The sequence below is a fragment of the Paenibacillus sp. FSL E2-0177 genome, assembly GCF_037992975.1.
In the GTDB taxonomy this organism is placed as follows: Bacteria; Bacillota; Bacilli; order Paenibacillales; family Paenibacillaceae; genus Paenibacillus_AQ; species Paenibacillus_AQ odorifer.
On sequence record NZ_CP150307.1, the window covers coordinates 156,429 to 173,476 of the forward strand.

Consider the following 17,048-nt stretch of genomic DNA (forward strand, 5'->3'; position numbering starts at 1 on the left):
GTAATATAAATGTACAAGGAAAAAAGAATTTTTCAATTAATCAATAATTAACTCGAGGGGGAAATACAATGGCAGGCGTACGTTTAGAGCATATTTTCAAAAAATACCCGGGTTCAGATAAAGCAACAGTAATGGATATCAATCTTGATATTAAAGATAAGGAATTTCTAGTATTGGTTGGACCATCCGGTTGCGGTAAATCCACAACTTTGCGTATGATCGCTGGTCTGGAAGAAATCTCCGAAGGTAAAATGTACATTGGCGATCGTGTAGTCAACGACGTTGCACCTAAAGACCGCGATATCGCGATGGTATTCCAATCCTACGCCCTGTATCCGCATATGAGCGTATACCAAAACATGGCTTTCGGTTTGAAACTTCGTAAAGTGAAGAAAGATGAAATCGACAAGAAAGTACGTGAAGCTGCTAGAATTCTCGATATCGAGCATTTGCTAGATCGTAAACCAAAAGCACTTTCCGGTGGTCAACGCCAACGTGTCGCTTTGGGACGCGCTATCGTACGTGATCCACAAGTCTTCTTGATGGATGAGCCTCTTTCCAACTTGGATGCTAAACTTCGTGGTCAAATGCGCGCTGAAATCACTAAACTGGTTAAACGCCTTGAAACCACTTGTATCTACGTAACGCATGACCAAACAGAAGCTATGACAATGGGTGACCGTATCGTAGTTATGTATGATGGTATCATTCAACAAGCTGCTTCCCCTGAAGAGTTGTACAATGAACCAACTAACCTGTTCGTAGCTGGATTTATCGGATCCCCTACAATGAACTTTATCAATGGTACTTTGTCCGAAGCAAACGGTTCTATCCGTTTCCGCGCTGAGAACCTTGATGTTGAAGTACCAGGCGGAAAAGCTCAAATCATCCGCAGCAAAGGCTACATTGGCAAAGAAGTAATTATGGGCGTTCGTCCAGAAGATATCCATGAAGAGCCAGTATTCTTGGAAGCTTCCCCGAACACAATCTTTACTTCATTGGTTGATGTAACTGAAAACCTTGGTCACGAAATGCTCCTTTACTTGAGCGGCCTTGGTAAATCTACTGTAATCGCTCGTGTAGATGGACGTTCCACTACTCGCGAAGGCAGCAAGCCAAAATTGGCTATCGATATGAACAAAGTTCACTTCTTCGATAAAGAATCCGAAGTTAACATTCTGTTGGGATAAGATCGCAGGATCTTTTCTCTCTTGATAAAGCCACCCGAAAGGGTGGCTTTATTGTTTAATTAGGGTCGTAATGGATAGGCGTTAAGATTGCATTCACAAGCGTTATCAATTAAGATAGCAGGAGAATTACCTCCGGAATTGTAATGAGATCGCTGTCAACCGGACGCAGTAAGCGGACATATACCGCAGGTGACGAAAGGACGAATTTACATGGCTAAGAAAGTAAAAGTATCTGAATTGGTACAACATTTTCAATTAGAGGTTATTTCCGGCCAGGAAGGTCTAAAACGACCTATTACGGTCGATGACCTGAATCGCCCTGGACTAGAGATTGCTGGTTATTTCGAATATTATCCGGAAGAACGTGTTCAATTATTAGGTAAGACAGAACTCGCATTCTTCTCCATGCTGCCTGAAGCTGAACGTAAAAGTAGGCTTCGTGGAATCTGTAATGACAATACCCCTTGTATCGTAATTACCCGTAGTTTGGATGTGCCACAGGAGTTAATTGATATAAGTAATGAAAAGGGACTTCCTGTGCTTCGTAGCTCGATGGCTACGACTATTTTCTCCAGCCGTTTGACAAGCTTCTTAGAAGGGAGATTAGCCCCTACAGCAACGATTCATGGTGTACTCTGTGATGTATATGGTGTAGGTATGCTGATTACTGGTAGTAGTGGTATTGGTAAGAGTGAGACAGCCCTTGAACTTGTAAAACGTGGACATAGACTGATCGCTGATGATGCCGTGGAAATCCGCCAGACTTCAGATAACCAGCTGCATGGTACAGCCCCTGAGTTGATCCGTCACTTGTTGGAAATTCGCGGAGTAGGTATCATTAACGTAATGACACTTTTTGGTGCGGGTGCTATCCGTAATCATAAACGGATTACACTTGTCGTTAGATTAGAGGCGTGGCAGCAAGACAAGCAGTATGACCGGCTTGGACTTGATGAGGAAACAACGCGGATTATTGATACCGATGTTCCACTTGTAACCATTCCTGTACGTCCAGGACGTAACCTTGCCGTTATTATTGAGGTTGCTGCGATGAACTATCGCCTGAAGCAAATGGGCTTTAATGCAGCCCTGCAGTTTACGAATAAGTTAACTGCGACCATATCTGAGGATATGGACGATCTCGATTAGGAGTGTGAGACAATGTTCCCATTAGCAATAGATCCTATTGTATTCTCAATTGGATCACTACCTGTACACTGGTACGGGTTAATACTAGGGGTCGGTGCACTCGCGGGATTATTTCTTGCGATCCGCGAGGGCAAACGGTTCGGAATCCCGCAAGAATTCTTTATGGATATGCTGCTACTGGGTGTACCCTCGGCAATTATAGGGGCACGGATTTATTTTGTAGCTTTTAAATGGGACGATTATAAGCATAATCTGATAGACGTCTTTAAGATCTGGAATGGCGGCATCGCCATTTACGGCGCATTAATAGGAGCGATTATTTGCGGAATTATTTATTTCCGTTATAAGGGTTACCCTTTCTGGCGTATTGTTGATATTTGTGCACCTGGACTACTGGCGGGTCAAATGATTGGCCGCTGGGGAAACTTTGTCAACCAAGAGGCATACGGCAGCGTAGTTGAGGAATCTTTTTTACGGGATAAACTGCATTTACCTGACTTCATCGTTAATCAAATGTACATAGGAGATGCTTTTCATCATCCGACCTTCCTGTATGAATCTCTTTGGAGCTTACTAGGGATTGCGTTATTGATGGTTCTCCGTCGTCAGAAGTTTGTACGTGCTGGAGAAATCTTCATGTCTTACTTTATATGGTATTCCATCGGTCGGTTCTTCATCGAGGCTGTGCGTACTGACAGTTTAGCTTTTAACGGAAGTGCAGGATTGGCTTCGTTTATAAATGGCTTATGGAGTCCGATGGAATGGTTAGGTTTTGAACAAGGATATCTGGATCCTGCCTATGGTAATATTCGTATTTCTCAGCTGCTTTCTCTACTGATTATTGTGGCAGCTATATTGCTGATCGTTATTCGCAGAGTAACCGGAGAGCCTAAAGCACATTATTCTGACCCTATCGTATGTACTAAACCGATCCAAGCAGATACTGTAGTGCCAGAAAGCGCAGTAAATACACCGCAGAAAACTCGTCAAGGAACACAACCTGAGCAAGGACAGCCAGCGGATGGAGATAAGAAGGAGCAGTAAAACTTATGATAGAATGCGTTCTTTTTGATCTGGATGGAACGATTGTCGATACGAATGAGCTAATCATTAGCTCATTTATGTACGCGCTGAAGGACAATGGTCTGGCTCCACTGACCAGAGAAGAGATAATTCCGCATATGGGAACAACCCTTCAGCAACAGATGAGAGTATTCTCTGGACTAGAGGATGTAAATGGTACGTTAGAAAAGTCCTATCGTTCTTATAATAATGAGCATCATGATGAGTTAGTGCGTTCCTTTCCGCTTGTAAAGGAGACCATAGAGGAGCTCTCGCGTCGTGGGATCAAACTTGGGATTGTAACTACTAAGATCCGTCCAACAACGATCAAGACCCTGGAAAGGTTCGATTTGCTTAAGTACATGGATACGATTGTGACTGTGAACGATGTTACTGAACCAAAGCCACATCCGGAGCCCGTACTGACAGCGGTCCACAACCTTGGTGTTGATCCTCGCAAAACCTTAATGATAGGTGACAGTGCAGTTGATATTCAATCAGCCAAAGCTGCCGGTGTATACGCTGCTGGAGTATCTTGGTCTTTGAAGGGCGAGGATACGCTCCGCAAGTATGATCCGGACTTTATCATCCATAACATGAAGGATATTATAGAAATTATGGAGCGAGGAACGAATGAATCGTGAGAAACGTAACCCGTTATCCAGTAGAAGGTCATAACTCACTTTGGTATATTTACCGTACGGTCAGCCCTTGGAAGGGTGTCCGCAACTTTATTTTTATTCAGATTGCCCGCTATTGTCCGATTCTACCGTTAAAGAATTGGATCTATCGACGGATGCTGGGGATGAAGGTTGGTAAACACACGGCTTTTGGTCTTATGGCAATGGTGGATGTGTTTTTTCCGGAGAAAATAACGGTAGGTGAGAATTCTATTATTGGTTATAACACGACGATTCTGGCGCATGAGTATCTGATCAAGGAATATCGCCTGGGCGAAGTGGTGATCGGTGAAAATGTATTGATCGGCGCGAATACAACGATTCTTCCCGGTGTAACCATTGGAGATTGGGCAGTTATAGCTGCTGGCTCCGTGGTGCACAAAAATGTGGCGGCTGGCTCTTTTGTCGGAGGCAATCCTCTGCGAGAGCTGCGCCCCTCTTCAACGGAAGAACATGCGGAACAAGTGTAAACGATGCTTTTTTAACCCTGCAGTTACATATTGCGTTTTTTTAGCGCAGGTTCTGCAGGGTTTCTTGCGTCTTAGAGAAGATTATTAAGGAAACTTTAAGTTCTTCTTAAGTTTTTAGAACAGATACATTCGATATAATTAGCGTTAGTGATAAGGATAAGGCGAATCCCACGCTAGGCATTCAGCTTCAAATATCAGAATGTAAAATCAGCAGGTGCAGGCTTCCTGGTATTTTCAGTTTCCACATTCCGCTTAGCGTCTCTATGAACAACCATCATAGTAGAGAAGAGGAATATAATATGAACACTGCGAGACAGGAAAGGCTGCCCCAGCTGGATATTTTCAGAGCATTAGCGATCTTAGGCGTATTGCATGTGCATTCCTCATCTTTTGCGGCTGGAGAGCAGGCACTGCATTCCCCTTATTATTACTGGCTGAACTGGATCAACATTTTCTTTAAATTCGGTACGCCCTCATTTATTTTTCTGAGCAGCTTCGTATTGTTTTATAATTATTATGGGCGTCCTGTGACACGCAGCTTGATTATTAATTTCTACCGTCGTCGATTAAAGTATATTTTATTACCTTATCTGCTAGCCTCTACGGGCTATTACGCACTAACCTTATATGTGAACGGACGATTGACCCAGAACCTCGGTGGCAACCTGTACAGCTTTATTAGAGCGTTATTCTCAGGTTCCGCATATGCGCATTTGTATTTTGTATTTATCAGCATTCAGTTTTATTTGCTTTTTCCAGTACTGCTTAAGCTACTCCAGAGTTCCCGCTTTTTAATTAAATGGGCGGTTCCGCTCGGATTGGCACTTCAGTGGGGGTTTATTTTCTGGAATAAATACGAACTGCACATTGTTGAAAAAGGGAGCCTCGCGATCTCTTATCTGGCTTATTATATGATGGGTGCTTATATCGCAATTCACTTTGAGAAGGTGAAGACTTGGCTGATGAAGCCATGGAGGGGGCTAACTGCCAAGCAAAAAGGATGGACTGCCCTGTTAGTGAGCGGGTGGTTAATTGCAGCCTTTATCCATGTGCAGCTATGGTATGTGGCCCGCCATTTTGGGGTGTGGACGGATTCGCTGTGGTACGAGCTATTATGGAATGTCCATACGATGTTATCAGCATTGGTTCTGTTGTATGCTACATTCCTGATCTATCGTAAGGCCTCTCGCGGGATTGTTGCTTTTTTAACACGTTTGGGTGAACTCTCATTTGCGATATATTTGATTCATCCGCTATTGCTGGCGGTATATCGCAGGTTCCGATATCAGATTCCCCTAGAGTCGCTAACATATGTTTTGTTCATCTACGGAGGGCTTGTGGTCGCACTGGGAGGGAGCTGGCTTATTGTGCAGTTTGCTTTCCGGCGAGTTCCGGGTTCATGGATTATTTTTGGAAGCGTGCCTCGCTCTTTGGAATCCAGTCCGGAGGAAAAGTCAGGTTATATCTCTGAGGAACGGGCAAAGGGGTTCGTGCAGCAGGAGAAATAGCGTTAGAAGAAGGTCTGATACACGCACACGCTAAAACGTGGGGAAGTAGCCTTCATAATATTTGATTAAAAAGGCATCATTTCGATGCGGAGCTTAACAGGAGGAAAGATTATGAGACAAAAAGAAAGAATTCCGCAGCTGGATATTTTTCGGGCGATTGCTATTTTTGCAGTGCTGGCTATTCATGCTACTTCACGAACGTTGGCGGAGACACTAGGTACAAACATGTTTCATCCGTTCTTATTTATTAATAAATTCAGCCAGTTCGCCGTACCTTCATTCATATTTTTGAGTGGGTTCGTGCTCTTCTATAACTATATTGACCGTCCGCTGGGTGGCAAAACGCTAGGAAAGTTCTACACTAGAAGGCTGCTTTATATTATTGTGCCTTATGTAGTATTTTCACTGCTGTATTTTGCGTTAAAAATGAATGCCGGGAATACTTGGGGCTTACCTCCGGGGGAGATGGCTTCTAAGCTATGGAAGTATTTATGGACAGGAACAGCATATACGCATCTGTATTATATTATTATCATTATTCAGTTTTACGTGTTATTTCCGCTTATTTTGTGGTGTTTGCAAAAGGTTCGTCATCTGGCGGCTTGGGCGCCACTGATCGGGTTATTACTACAGTGGGGTTTTGTGCTGCTGAATAAATACATGACCAATCACGGGTATTGGCAGTTATCCAAGGGGAGTCTGGCGATCACTTATTTCTCGTATTTCCTGCTGGGTGCTGGGATTGCAGTGTATTACTCTTCTTTGAAAAAATGGTTAGTGCCTTCACGTGAAGGCTGGCGCGCCGGTAAAGGTCCGGTTTGGATTACGTTGTGGTTGTTATGGATTGTAGCAGGGGTTGTTCATGTTGAGCTATGGTTTAACAATTACACGAAAAAAACTGTCATCAACAGCTTATGGTATGAGGGTTTCTCTAATTTACATGCGCTGCTCTCTTGTGTGGTGCTGTTGCAAATCTCCTTCTTGCTCTATGGGGCGGGTCGTAGCTTGCTGACAAGACTTTTGGTATCTGTGGGAGCATGCTCCTTCGGAATTTATCTATTGCACCCTATGCTGCTGTATTTCTATAGAAAATTACCGTTTCACGGGGGTTCTCTTGCGTACATCGCAGCGATTGTAGGAGGATGGCTTGTTGCGCTGCTGGTTTCATGGCTGGCAGTGGCTCTCGTCTTCCGGTATGTGCCTGCGTCTTGGATTATTTTCGGATCAGGCGCACCAAAGAAAGCAAAAACAGGCTCCATAAGCGCATAGTCTACTGCTAGGTAATATAAAAGCGCCGGTCTCCCGTATATGCGGGTTGACCGGCGCTTTTATATTTTGTCTATTCTCCAGCTTGTTCCCGCTGAAACTCCGCAATAGCTTGATACTGGCTTTCCAGACTACGGTAGACGGAAATATAAATCGGCAGCAGCTGCTTGTACACTTTGGTATGTTCATCAATCGGATCATGCTGGTAAGTTGAACCGATCATGTCGAATACAACATCTAAGGAGTCCACGCGGCCCGTTGCGTAAAGACCAAGCACTACTGCTCCGAGGCAGGAGCTTTCAATACTCTCCGGAATGATGACCTCTTGATCAAAAATATCAGACATCATCTGCCGCCAGACTGAGGAACGGGCGAAGCCGCCTGTAGCCAGAATTTTGCTAGGACGCCCGATTTGCTCTTCCATAGCCAGCAGAACCATATACATATTGAAGATTACGCCTTCTAGTACCGAGCGAATCATATGCTCCTTATGGTGATTCATAGAAAGGCCGAAGAAGGAGCCACGAGCATCAGGATTCCACAGCGGTGCCCGTTCACCAGTTAAGTAAGGATGGAATAGAAGACCACCGCTACCTGCCGGAACTTGTTCCGCGATGCGAGTTAGAACCTCGTAAGGGTCAATGCCAAGACGTTTGGCGGTTTCGACTTCAGAAGCAGCGAACTCATCCCGTACCCAGCGGAACAGCATACCACCGTTATTAACGGGCCCTCCGATCACCCAATGTTTTGGGGTTAAGTTATAACAGAAGGTCCGTCCTTTAGGGTCGGTAAGCGGGTGATCCACTACGGTGCGAATCGCTCCGCTTGTTCCAATCGTTGCGGCCACTACACCGGGTTTAATCGCGCCTACGCCAAGGTTGGACAAGACGCCATCACTGGCTCCTACGACAAAAGGTGTCGTCGGGAGCAGTAACAGCTCCTCTGCTAGACCGGGAAGCAGGCCTTGCATGATCTCTGTGGTGGGAACAAGCCGTGAGAGTTGATCCGGTGAAATATGGGCTATCTCCAGGGCCTCTTTATCCCACTCCAAAAGTTCAAGGTTGAGCATGCCTGTAGAAGAGGCAATGGAATGATCGATGATGTATTCGCCGAACAGCCGAGCGAATATGTATTCTTTTATAGAAATGAATTTATAGGTTTGTTGAAACAACTGAGGCTGCTCTTCCCGAAGCCACATTAGCTTGGTAATCGGTGACATAGGATGAATAGGCGTTCCTGTGCGCAAATACAACTCATGTCCGTTGAACTCTTTCTTCAGGCGAAGTGCAGACCCGGCACTACGGTTGTCAGCCCAAGTGATGCAGGCGGTAAGTGGTTTACCCAGCTGATCAATTGCAATGACACTGTGCATGGCTGAACTGAAGGAGACGAATAGGATCTTATCTGGAGATACGGCGCTTTGCCGCATGACATTAGAGAGGGTATGAAACACTGCACGTAGGATTTGCTCTGGGTCCTGCTCCGCTATAGAAGGGGAGGGTTGATGCAAGGGATAACCCATATTCGCTTGTGCAACTATGGCTCCATTCTCCTCGAAGAGAACTGCCTTTGTACTTGTAGTACCAATATCAACGCCAATCATATAGGATTTAGTCAAGCGTTAGCCCTTCTTTCTAGTTGAAAGTATATTTTTAGAACACCAATTACAAAATTATGAAGTACAATCGTATTAGCTCATTATAGTATTCGATAAGCGGGGAGGCAAAAATAAAGAAAATGCCAAACGCTCGACTAAGGGTTTGATTGACGAAAAAGCAGTGAACATGATACGATATTGAAAATACTTTAATTTGCTACCACTTTACCATAGTAAAGTAAACATAAACAGTATCTAATGATAACTGACGAGGTGAACAATGAAGATGTCCAAACCAAAGGGATTTGAGAAGCCGTCTGGCGTTCGGGACTATCTGCCCCGGGCCGTAACGAAATTGCGCAAAATTGAGAACGATGTACTGCATTGCATGAGTCGCTGGGGATATCGGCAAATGATGACTCCAACGTTGGAATATTACGATACAGTTGGCGTGGCTAGCTCTACGTCGGACCAGAAGCTCTATAAATTACTTAACAATCGTGGTCAGGCTTTGGTGCTTCGATCAGAAATGACTGCCCCGGTTGCCCGTGTTGTTGCCTCTCTATTGAAGGATGAGCCACTGCCATTGCGTCTGTCATATCACGCGAATGTATTCCGTGCCATTGAGGAAGAAGCGGGGCGGGAAGCGGAGTTCTTCCAGACAGGTGTAGAGCTGGTAGGTGATGATTCACCTGAGGCTGATGCGGAGGTAGTGGCGCTTGCTATTTCTTCGCTGCAAGCCGCGGGTGTGAAGTCTTTTAAGATCGCTATGGGGCATGTAGGCTTTCTGAATGGGTTATTTCAAGAGGCACTTCCTGAACTGCCTGAGGCTCAAGAGGAGCTGAAAAGTCATTTGCTGGGCCGTGACTATGTTTCTTTCCGGGAGACTTTACGGCGGCTGGATCTTACAGAAGCGCAGAAGAACGAACTGGATGGGCTGCTGCGTCTGCGCGGAGGCAAGGAGATTTGTGGACAGGCGCTAGAGCTGAGCAATCATCCGCTCGCGCGTCATTCGATTGATCATTTGTGCAAGGTGTGGGAGGTGCTGGTCTCTTACGGCGTATCACAGCATGTACTGATTGATCTGACGATGATCGGGGACTTTTCCTATTATACAGGCATGACTTTTGAAGGTTATGCAGCGGAGTTAGGATTTCCGGTATGCAGTGGTGGTAGATATGACAATCTGCTGCAACAGTTTGGGCGTCCGATCCCATCCACAGGATTTTCCTTAAAAACGAATCGCATCCTGGATGGTGTAACTGGAGTGGTCGAAGAGCAAGAGCTGCCTATTTTGATCCAATATGATGCGATTCGCAGAAAAGAAGGCTTGGAAGAGGCAACACGCCTGCGGTCAGAGGGTCATGCAGTCGTTACTAGACTTGCTGCAGGTCCAGAAGAGCTTGAAACGGTGAAGCGTTTGGATACGGACACGGTTGAAGCAGAGGGTGTACGGTACGGTGAGATCTATACATTCGTATCTTTTGTAAGTGAGCATGGCTGAGGATATCGCTAGTACAAAAAGCGATTAACATAAATTTTGCATGGAGATGGAAAAGGAGGCAACTTAACAATGGCACAGATATTGAAGGTGGCTATGCCAAAAGGCCGGATTTACGAAAAGGCTGCTGAGCTGTTCCGCCAGGCAGGTCTTCCGATTCCACCGGACGGTGAGGCATCACGCAAGCTTGTTATTCCGCTGCCTGAGGCAGGGATGGAGTTTATATTGGCGAAACCAGTAGATGTACCTACATATGTAGAATATGGCGTGGCGGATATTGGGATCGTGGGCAAGGATGTTTTGCTGGAGGAAGATCGTGATGTATACGAGCTGCTTGATCTTGGCATTGCCCGCTGCCGGATGTCGATCATCGGATTGCCGAACTGGCAGCCGGGAATTCAGCAGCGTGTAGCGACGAAATATCCGAATGTAGCTTCAAGGTATTTTAGGGAGCAGGGCCAACAGGTCGAGGTCGTGAAGCTGAATGGATCCATCGAGCTTGCACCACTGATTGGTCTGGCCGATCGTATTGTGGATATGGTAGAGACCGGGCAAACGCTGCGGGACAACGGATTAATCGAAATGAAGAGTATATTCGAAATTACAAGCCGCCTGGTGGCAAATCGTGTGAGCTATCGGATGAAAAATGAAGAGATACAGCAACTGTGTGACCGACTACAGGCAGTTATAGGGCAACCTAATTTGCGGTAGGCGGCAACAGATGTTAGGGGTAAAGGGAGGAACCAGCGATGAAGGTTGTGTCGAGCAAGGACTTTAAGCTAGAGCGGGAAGTGGAGTATGGTACGCCAGAGCAAAATCAGGCGGTAAAGGAAATTGTGGCCGCCATTAAAAAAGAAGGAGACACAGCGCTTCTTCGCTATACGGAGCAATTTGACCGGGTTGCACTTACGCCGAATCAACTGCGGGTAACGCCGGAAGAGCTTCAGGCAGCGTATGGCCGAGTAGAGCAATCTTTCGTATCTGCTATTCAAGCAGCTGCAGCCAATATCCGGGCGTTCCATGCCAGACAGAAACGGAATTCATGGATGGATTTGCAGCCGGATGGCACGATTCTGGGGCAGATTATTCGTCCGCTGAAGCGGGTAGGGGTATATGTACCTGGTGGCAAAGCAGCTTATCCCTCCTCGGTGCTGATGAACGTGATCCCAGCACAGATCGCGGGTGTGCCGGAGATCGTCATGGTGACTCCGCCATCCACCGGCGGCAAGGAAGGGATTGACCCTTATATCCTGGTTGCTGCCGCAGAAGCAGGTGTGAATGAAATCTACCGTGTGGGCGGAGCACAGGCGGTAGCTGCTTTGGCTTTTGGTACGGAGAGCATAGCGCCGGTAGATAAAATATGTGGGCCCGGCAACATATACGTTGCGCTGGCTAAACGCGAGGTATATGGCGCCGTGGATATCGACAGTATCGCGGGTCCAAGCGAAATTGTCGTGCTGGCAGATGAGACCGCTGAGCCGGCTTATGTCGCAGCGGATCTACTTTCGCAGGCCGAGCATGACGAGATGGCCTCGGCGATTCTGGTCACGCCATCGCAGAGCCTGGCGGATAACGTGGCGGCCGAAGTGGAGCGTCAGCTGCAAGAGCTGCCGCGTCAGGCGATCGCCCGTTCTTCGGTAGAGAATTACGGCGCGATCATTGTTGTGGAATCTATGGAGGAAGGGATCTCCGTAGTGAATAGACTGGCACCAGAGCATCTGGAGATTGTTGTCGAAGATCCTATGGGCCTCGTAGGCAGCATTGAGAATGCTGGAGCCATCTTCCTGGGAGCGTATAGCTCCGAGCCCGTGGGTGATTATTTTGCCGGGCCAAATCATATTATCCCAACCAATGGGACCGCACGTTTCTCGTCACCAGTGGATGTGGATGATTTTATTAAAAAATCAAGTCTGATCTATTACAGTAAGGAAGCACTCTTGCGTGATGGGAAGACCATTATAGAGCTGGCACGTCGCGAAGGCTTAGAAGGCCACGCACGAGCCATTGAGATTCGAATCAAGAACGAAGGAAAAGGTGGAGACGGATATGGAGAACAATAATGAACAAGCCCTGCGCCAAGCTGGATTAAGCCGTAAAACAAACGAGACGGATATAAAGTTGTCTCTTAATGTAGATGGAAGTGGAGTTTCAGAGCTGGAGACGGATGTTCCTTTTCTGAATCATATGTTGGATCTGTTCACAAAGCACGGACAATTTGACCTGTCTGTACAGGCGCGTGGAGACATCGAGATTGATGATCACCACACGGTTGAAGACATTGGGATCTGCCTAGGGCAGGCCCTGCACGAAGCACTGGGTGATAAAAAAGGAATCAAACGTTATGCGAGTGTTTTTGTACCGATGGATGAGGCGTTGGCGCAGGTTGTGATCGATATCAGCAATCGCCCGCACTTTGAATATCGTGCAACCTATCCTTCACAGCAGGTGGGCAGCTTTTCGACGGAGCTTGTTCAGGAGTTCCTGTGGAAGTTTGCGCTCGAAGCACGGATTACGTTACATGTTATCGTACACTACGGTTCTAACACTCATCACATGATTGAGGCTGTATTCAAAGCGCTTGGACGGGCGCTGGATGAGGCAACTTTGATTGATCCCCGTGTGAAGGGTGTGCCTTCTACGAAGGGAGTGCTGTAGGATGACTGTTGCAATCGTCGATTATGGCATGGGCAACCTGCACAGTGTGAGTAAGGCGGTAGAACGTCTCGGTTATGAGTGTGTAGTGACGGGTGATGCCGAGCAAATTCTCGCTGCTGATAGTGTCATTCTGCCAGGTGTCGGTGCATTTGGCGATGCGATGGGGCATTTGCGGGAGAATGGTTTGGATCTTGTCGTCAAACAGGTAGCCGCTGGAGAGCAGCCTCTGCTTGGGATCTGTCTTGGCATGCAGCTGTTGTTTAGCACCGGTGAAGAGCATGGCAGCCATGAGGGGCTAGATATTCTCTCGGGTTCAGTGGTGCGGTTCGCTCCTAGAGATGGCTATAAGGTGCCGCATATGGGGTGGAACAAGCTCAGCTTCAGACAGCCGGAGAATCCACTTTTTGTTGGCCTTGAGGAGGGGCATGTGTATTTTGTCCACTCTTATCACGCGCTTGTAGCAAAAGAGAGTGATCTGCTGGCTGTCACAGATTATGGTTACCCAGTCACGGCTATTGTCGGGCAAGATAATGTGTTCGGTATGCAGTTCCATCCGGAAAAAAGCGGAGAGCTGGGAATCAAGCTGTTGGGTAATTTTTTGAAGATTAAGAGAGAGCGGGCGTAAGCCACGCTATAAATATAATGTAACGAAAGTGGGGAGCGCCAAATGTCTTCTTTTATTGTATATCCGGCGATTGATATCCGGGATGGAAAATGCGTCAGGCTGCAGCAGGGGGATTACAATCAGGAAACGATATACAATGATAGTCCACTAAAGGTGGCAAAATCATGGGAAGAGCAAGGTGGAAAGTTCATTCATTTGGTGGACTTAGATGGTGCGAAAGCGGGTCATCCTGTGAACGATGCGATTATCGGTGCTATTGCTGCTAATGCTAACGTTCCTGTGCAGGTGGGCGGCGGTCTTCGCAATCTTGCGGACGTAGAGAAATTGCTCGGACTTGGCGTTAGCCGCGTCATTATCGGTACTGCTGCGATTAATGATCATGCTTTTACCGAAGAGGTATTGGCAAAATACGGCGATAAAGTCGCGATCGGCATTGATGCACGCAACGGTTATGTTGCGACACACGGCTGGCTGAACACCTCTGAAGTACGTGCTGAAGCTCTTGCCAAGGAATTGGCTGCAAAAGGAGCCGAGACATTCATTTACACCGACATCTCCCGCGACGGGATGATGCAGGGGCCGAACGTGGACGGTATCCTGTCCATGGCGCAGGCCAGCGGTAAAACTGTGATCGCGTCCGGCGGAGTCACCAGTCTTGATGATCTGTTGCGTCTGAACGTACACAGCGGCAGTGGTGTAGGTGGAGCTATTGTTGGCAAGGCGTTATACACGGGCAATATTGATCTTTCTGGAGCTTTGCGAGCGCTTGGGCAGAAATAGCGTTGGGCGAGCGCGCTAATTAATGAGCGGATGAACAAAAAGACGACATGAGCTAGCCAAGGAATAGTGGATCAATGAAACAGACAGAACCAACAGTGGGTTAAAGAAATAGACTTAACAGTAACGTAGTGAACACAAATCTCTAAATCACCAAACTAATTAATAAACGAGCGAATGAACAAAAAGACAATAGATGAACTAGTAAATGAGCAGTGGGTTAAAGAAATAGACGTAACAGTAAATGAGTAACTAATGATAATTAAATGAACGCCCAGAGAAGCAAACTAGCAAAAGTTAAACGAACAAACCAGCAAACCAGCAAAAGGGCTTAATAACAAAGCAACAAAGCAATAAACCAACAAAAGAGCTAAAACAAACCAGCTGGCCAATAAAGCAACAAACCCAACTAGCTAATGTGTTTGCACTTTGTAAAAATCTCATTACGAATGGCGTAACGAATTGGGCGCTGTTTCAACGAGGGATCCGGTGAAATCTTAATACCTGTGAAAATGGAGGTTACCCGCTAGCTAAAACCCGCTGCACAATCTGCTACAATAGGCGTAATGAGGCGGCGGGAAGGGTATTTTTCCTCGGATGATGATTTAAGTGTACTTTATACAGCTATTTTTCACATTTAGAGCTGATTAGCTAATTTAGTTGTATTTCGTGCAGCTATAACTCAGAGATGAGTTGATTTATAAGCTCATCCCCAGATTTAGTTGTACGAAATGCAGTTAAAAGAGTAGCTTGCAAAAAGGCTGATAAAATAACTGCACGTTGTGCAATTAAATACTCGTGGGCTTGCAGGTGGCGTGAGCCCTTCCGACCACATAAGGGCCAAAACCGCGGAACATGAGGGTGTTATGGATCTAGAAAGCGGCCACGAAGGGGTTAGCGATCATAGCACATGTTCAGTAGTGTGGGCTATGGTTCAGCCGGATGGGCTATGATCCGCCATGCCAACAATCAAGGTTTCCAGAGGGGGCAGGGGCCCTTGGGCTCCCCCTGGGCTAAGAGGGCTTTAGGGGTACCGACACACTTTAGGTGCTTGAAACGCTTTTTAAAGAAAGGGGGATTTCATAATGTTAGCAAAACGTATCATCCCCTGTCTTGACGTTAAGGATGGACGGGTAGTCAAAGGCGTTAACTTTGTGAATCTGCGTGATGCTGGAGATCCGGTAGAGCTAGCGGCGCTGTATGACCGTGAGGGCGCAGACGAGCTTGTGTTTCTCGATATATCGGCTTCCGTAGAAGGTAGAGCAACGATGATCGAGGTTGTGCGGCAGACCGCTGGTGAGATTGCCATTCCTTTTACAGTGGGTGGAGGGATCTCTACAACTGATGATATGAAAAGGATTCTTCGTGCAGGCGCAGACAAAATCGGCATTAATACGGCAGCCATCACTAATCCTCAGCTCATTCTGGAGGGTGCTCGCCGATTTGGCTCCCAGTGTATTGTAGTAGCGATAGATGCTAAATATAATGAGGCTTTTGGTGAATGGGAAGTTTACACTCATGGCGGGCGTAAGCCCACCGGCATCCGTGCTCTGGCTTGGGCTAAAGAAGCTGAGAAGCTGGGCGCAGGCGAGATTTTGCTCACTAGCATGGATGCAGATGGCACAAAAGACGGCTTCGACCTGAAGCTAACCTCGGCAGTATGCGATTTGCTCAGTATTCCTGTGATTGCTTCTGGCGGCGCTGGGAAGAAGGAGCATTTTTACGATGTATTTACGGAAGGGAAAGCCGATGCGGGACTTGCGGCGACCATTTTTCACTATAAAGAGATTGCAATTAATGATTTAAAGGCAGATTTGAAGCAAAAAGGGGTAGAAATCCGATGAGCGAAACACAAAACAATACCACATTAAGCCAAAAAGAAGCTCTGGCAGGCATTCGCTGGAATGAAGCGGGTCTAGTGCCTGCCGTTGTTCAGGATGCTAGCAGTTTAGAGGTACTGATGGTTGCTTATATGAACTCCGAATCGTTACAGCTCTCACTGGAGAGTGGCCAGACTTGGTTTTGGAGCCGCTCACGCAGCGAACTTTGGCATAAAGGCGGAACCTCAGGCAACACACAAGCTATTACCTCCATATCCTATGATTGTGATAGCGACACACTACTCGTGAAGGTTGTGCCTGAAGGACCAGCTTGCCATACTGGAGCTACGTCATGCTTTTTCCGTGAGATTCCTTTGAATAACCCAACAACGGATGCTTCGAAATCAGTGTCTAGTCTGACGGATGGTGAGCGTTTTGCTGTTCTTGGTGAGCTGGAGCGTGTGATTGCTGAACGGGAAGTGGAACGCCCGGAAGGCGCGTATACCACTTATCTGTTTGATAAAGGCGTGGATAAGATCCTCAAAAAGGTAGGCGAGGAAGCTTCCGAGACCATAATTGCCGCCAAAAATAAAGATAACGCCGAGCTGCGTCTTGAGGTCAGTGATCTGATCTATCATCTGTTGGTATTGCTGCAAGAGCGCAAGCTTCCACTGGATGAGATTATGGAAGAGTTGAGTACCCGTCACGAACGCCCACGCCGGGATCAGTACTAAGGGAGGACTGAGTG

Annotated in this window: 16 protein-coding genes; 15 read left to right on the forward strand and 1 reads right to left on the reverse strand. The window is 46.8% G+C overall.

Features of this window, described 5'->3' with window-relative positions; all coding sequences use genetic code 11:
* The first annotated feature begins 68 nt into the window (after window positions 1-68).
* From ugpC to MHI25_RS00800, 7 genes are all read left to right on the forward strand, one after another.
* Window positions 69-1,190 carry a sn-glycerol-3-phosphate ABC transporter ATP-binding protein UgpC gene (ugpC, locus tag MHI25_RS00770; RefSeq protein ID WP_076126826.1) on the forward strand — a complete coding sequence of 374 codons (1,122 nt, stop codon included), beginning with the start codon at window positions 69-71 and terminating at the stop codon, window positions 1,188-1,190.
* A gap of 210 nt (window positions 1,191-1,400) precedes the next feature.
* Window positions 1,401-2,339 carry an HPr(Ser) kinase/phosphatase gene (hprK, locus tag MHI25_RS00775; protein ID WP_036687047.1) on the forward strand — a complete coding sequence of 313 codons (939 nt, stop codon included), beginning with the start codon at window positions 1,401-1,403 and terminating at the stop codon, window positions 2,337-2,339.
* Between the two features lie 12 nt (window positions 2,340-2,351).
* Complete coding sequence (gene lgt, locus MHI25_RS00780; RefSeq protein WP_076126827.1) at window positions 2,352-3,383, forward strand: prolipoprotein diacylglyceryl transferase; 1,032 nt, start codon at window positions 2,352-2,354, stop codon at window positions 3,381-3,383.
* A gap of 5 nt (window positions 3,384-3,388) precedes the next feature.
* Entirely contained in the window at window positions 3,389-4,045 is a 657-nt protein-coding gene (ppaX, locus tag MHI25_RS00785; RefSeq protein WP_076126829.1) for a pyrophosphatase PpaX, read from the forward strand.
* Entirely contained in the window at window positions 4,042-4,551 is a 510-nt protein-coding gene (locus MHI25_RS00790) for an acyltransferase (RefSeq protein ID WP_170914218.1), read from the forward strand. Before ppaX ends, MHI25_RS00790 begins: the two co-directional genes overlap by 4 nt.
* A gap of 299 nt (window positions 4,552-4,850) precedes the next feature.
* Entirely contained in the window at window positions 4,851-6,059 is a 1,209-nt protein-coding gene (locus MHI25_RS00795) for an acyltransferase (RefSeq protein WP_076126831.1), read from the forward strand.
* A 111-nt stretch (window positions 6,060-6,170) separates the two neighbouring features.
* Window positions 6,171-7,328: an acyltransferase gene (locus MHI25_RS00800; RefSeq protein ID WP_339189093.1), complete on the forward strand. Its 1,158-nt coding sequence runs from the start codon at window positions 6,171-6,173 to the stop codon at window positions 7,326-7,328.
* 70 nt (window positions 7,329-7,398) lie between these two features.
* On the opposite strand, the gene gntK is transcribed toward MHI25_RS00800, so the two are convergent.
* Window positions 7,399-8,928, reverse strand: a complete 1,530-nt coding sequence (gene gntK, locus MHI25_RS00805) for a gluconokinase (protein WP_340395642.1) — start codon at window positions 8,926-8,928, stop codon at window positions 7,399-7,401.
* 280 nt (window positions 8,929-9,208) lie between these two features.
* Here gntK and MHI25_RS00810 point away from each other — a divergent pair, with 280 nt between their 5' ends.
* The 8 genes from MHI25_RS00810 to hisIE all read left to right on the forward strand — a co-directional run bounded on the left by MHI25_RS00810 (window position 9,209) and on the right by hisIE (window position 17,034).
* Window positions 9,209-10,426 (forward strand): ATP phosphoribosyltransferase regulatory subunit, encoded by a 1,218-nt coding sequence (locus MHI25_RS00810; protein ID WP_340394807.1) that lies wholly within the window; start codon window positions 9,209-9,211, stop codon window positions 10,424-10,426.
* Between the two features lie 69 nt (window positions 10,427-10,495).
* Entirely contained in the window at window positions 10,496-11,134 is a 639-nt protein-coding gene (hisG, locus tag MHI25_RS00815; RefSeq protein WP_036687062.1) for an ATP phosphoribosyltransferase, read from the forward strand.
* Window positions 11,135-11,172: 38 nt separating this feature from the next.
* Window positions 11,173-12,483, forward strand: coding sequence for a histidinol dehydrogenase (gene hisD / locus MHI25_RS00820; protein WP_076219569.1), 1,311 nt, complete (start codon window positions 11,173-11,175; stop codon window positions 12,481-12,483).
* Complete coding sequence (gene hisB / locus MHI25_RS00825) at window positions 12,470-13,078, forward strand: imidazoleglycerol-phosphate dehydratase HisB (protein WP_036687073.1); 609 nt, start codon at window positions 12,470-12,472, stop codon at window positions 13,076-13,078. Before hisD ends, hisB begins: the two co-directional genes overlap by 14 nt.
* A 1-nt stretch (window position 13,079) precedes the next feature.
* Window positions 13,080-13,703 (forward strand): imidazole glycerol phosphate synthase subunit HisH, encoded by a 624-nt coding sequence (gene hisH, locus MHI25_RS00830; protein WP_076126837.1) that lies wholly within the window; start codon window positions 13,080-13,082, stop codon window positions 13,701-13,703.
* Between the two features lie 42 nt (window positions 13,704-13,745).
* Complete coding sequence (gene hisA / locus MHI25_RS00835) at window positions 13,746-14,483, forward strand: 1-(5-phosphoribosyl)-5-[(5-phosphoribosylamino)methylideneamino]imidazole-4-carboxamide isomerase (RefSeq protein ID WP_076126839.1); 738 nt, start codon at window positions 13,746-13,748, stop codon at window positions 14,481-14,483.
* A 1,082-nt stretch (window positions 14,484-15,565) separates the two neighbouring features.
* Complete coding sequence (gene hisF / locus MHI25_RS00840) at window positions 15,566-16,324, forward strand: imidazole glycerol phosphate synthase subunit HisF (protein WP_076101059.1); 759 nt, start codon at window positions 15,566-15,568, stop codon at window positions 16,322-16,324.
* Window positions 16,321-17,034: a bifunctional phosphoribosyl-AMP cyclohydrolase/phosphoribosyl-ATP diphosphatase HisIE gene (gene hisIE, locus MHI25_RS00845; protein ID WP_076220888.1), complete on the forward strand. Its 714-nt coding sequence runs from the start codon at window positions 16,321-16,323 to the stop codon at window positions 17,032-17,034. The genes hisF and hisIE overlap by 4 nt, the downstream gene beginning before the upstream one ends.
* Window positions 17,035-17,048 lie beyond the last annotated feature (14 nt).

Coding starts and splice junctions, on each gene's coding strand:
- hisD (WP_076219569.1), top strand. CDS start 11,173: ATGAAGGTTGTGTCGAGCAAGGACTTTAAGCTAGAGCGGGAAGTGGAG.
- lgt (WP_076126827.1), top strand. CDS start 2,352: ATGTTCCCATTAGCAATAGATCCTATTGTATTCTCAATTGGATCACTA.
- hprK (WP_036687047.1), top strand. CDS start 1,401: ATGGCTAAGAAAGTAAAAGTATCTGAATTGGTACAACATTTTCAATTA.
- gntK (WP_340395642.1), bottom strand. CDS start 8,928: ATGATTGGCGTTGATATTGGTACTACAAGTACAAAGGCAGTTCTCTTC.
- hisF (WP_076101059.1), top strand. CDS start 15,566: ATGTTAGCAAAACGTATCATCCCCTGTCTTGACGTTAAGGATGGACGG.
- ppaX (WP_076126829.1), top strand. CDS start 3,389: ATGATAGAATGCGTTCTTTTTGATCTGGATGGAACGATTGTCGATACG.
- hisB (WP_036687073.1), top strand. CDS start 12,470: ATGGAGAACAATAATGAACAAGCCCTGCGCCAAGCTGGATTAAGCCGT.
- MHI25_RS00795 (WP_076126831.1), top strand. CDS start 4,851: ATGAACACTGCGAGACAGGAAAGGCTGCCCCAGCTGGATATTTTCAGA.
- MHI25_RS00800 (WP_339189093.1), top strand. CDS start 6,171: ATGAGACAAAAAGAAAGAATTCCGCAGCTGGATATTTTTCGGGCGATT.
- hisA (WP_076126839.1), top strand. CDS start 13,746: ATGTCTTCTTTTATTGTATATCCGGCGATTGATATCCGGGATGGAAAA.
- hisH (WP_076126837.1), top strand. CDS start 13,080: ATGACTGTTGCAATCGTCGATTATGGCATGGGCAACCTGCACAGTGTG.
- hisIE (WP_076220888.1), top strand. CDS start 16,321: ATGAGCGAAACACAAAACAATACCACATTAAGCCAAAAAGAAGCTCTG.
- MHI25_RS00810 (WP_340394807.1), top strand. CDS start 9,209: ATGTCCAAACCAAAGGGATTTGAGAAGCCGTCTGGCGTTCGGGACTAT.
- hisG (WP_036687062.1), top strand. CDS start 10,496: ATGGCACAGATATTGAAGGTGGCTATGCCAAAAGGCCGGATTTACGAA.
- ugpC (WP_076126826.1), top strand. CDS start 69: ATGGCAGGCGTACGTTTAGAGCATATTTTCAAAAAATACCCGGGTTCA.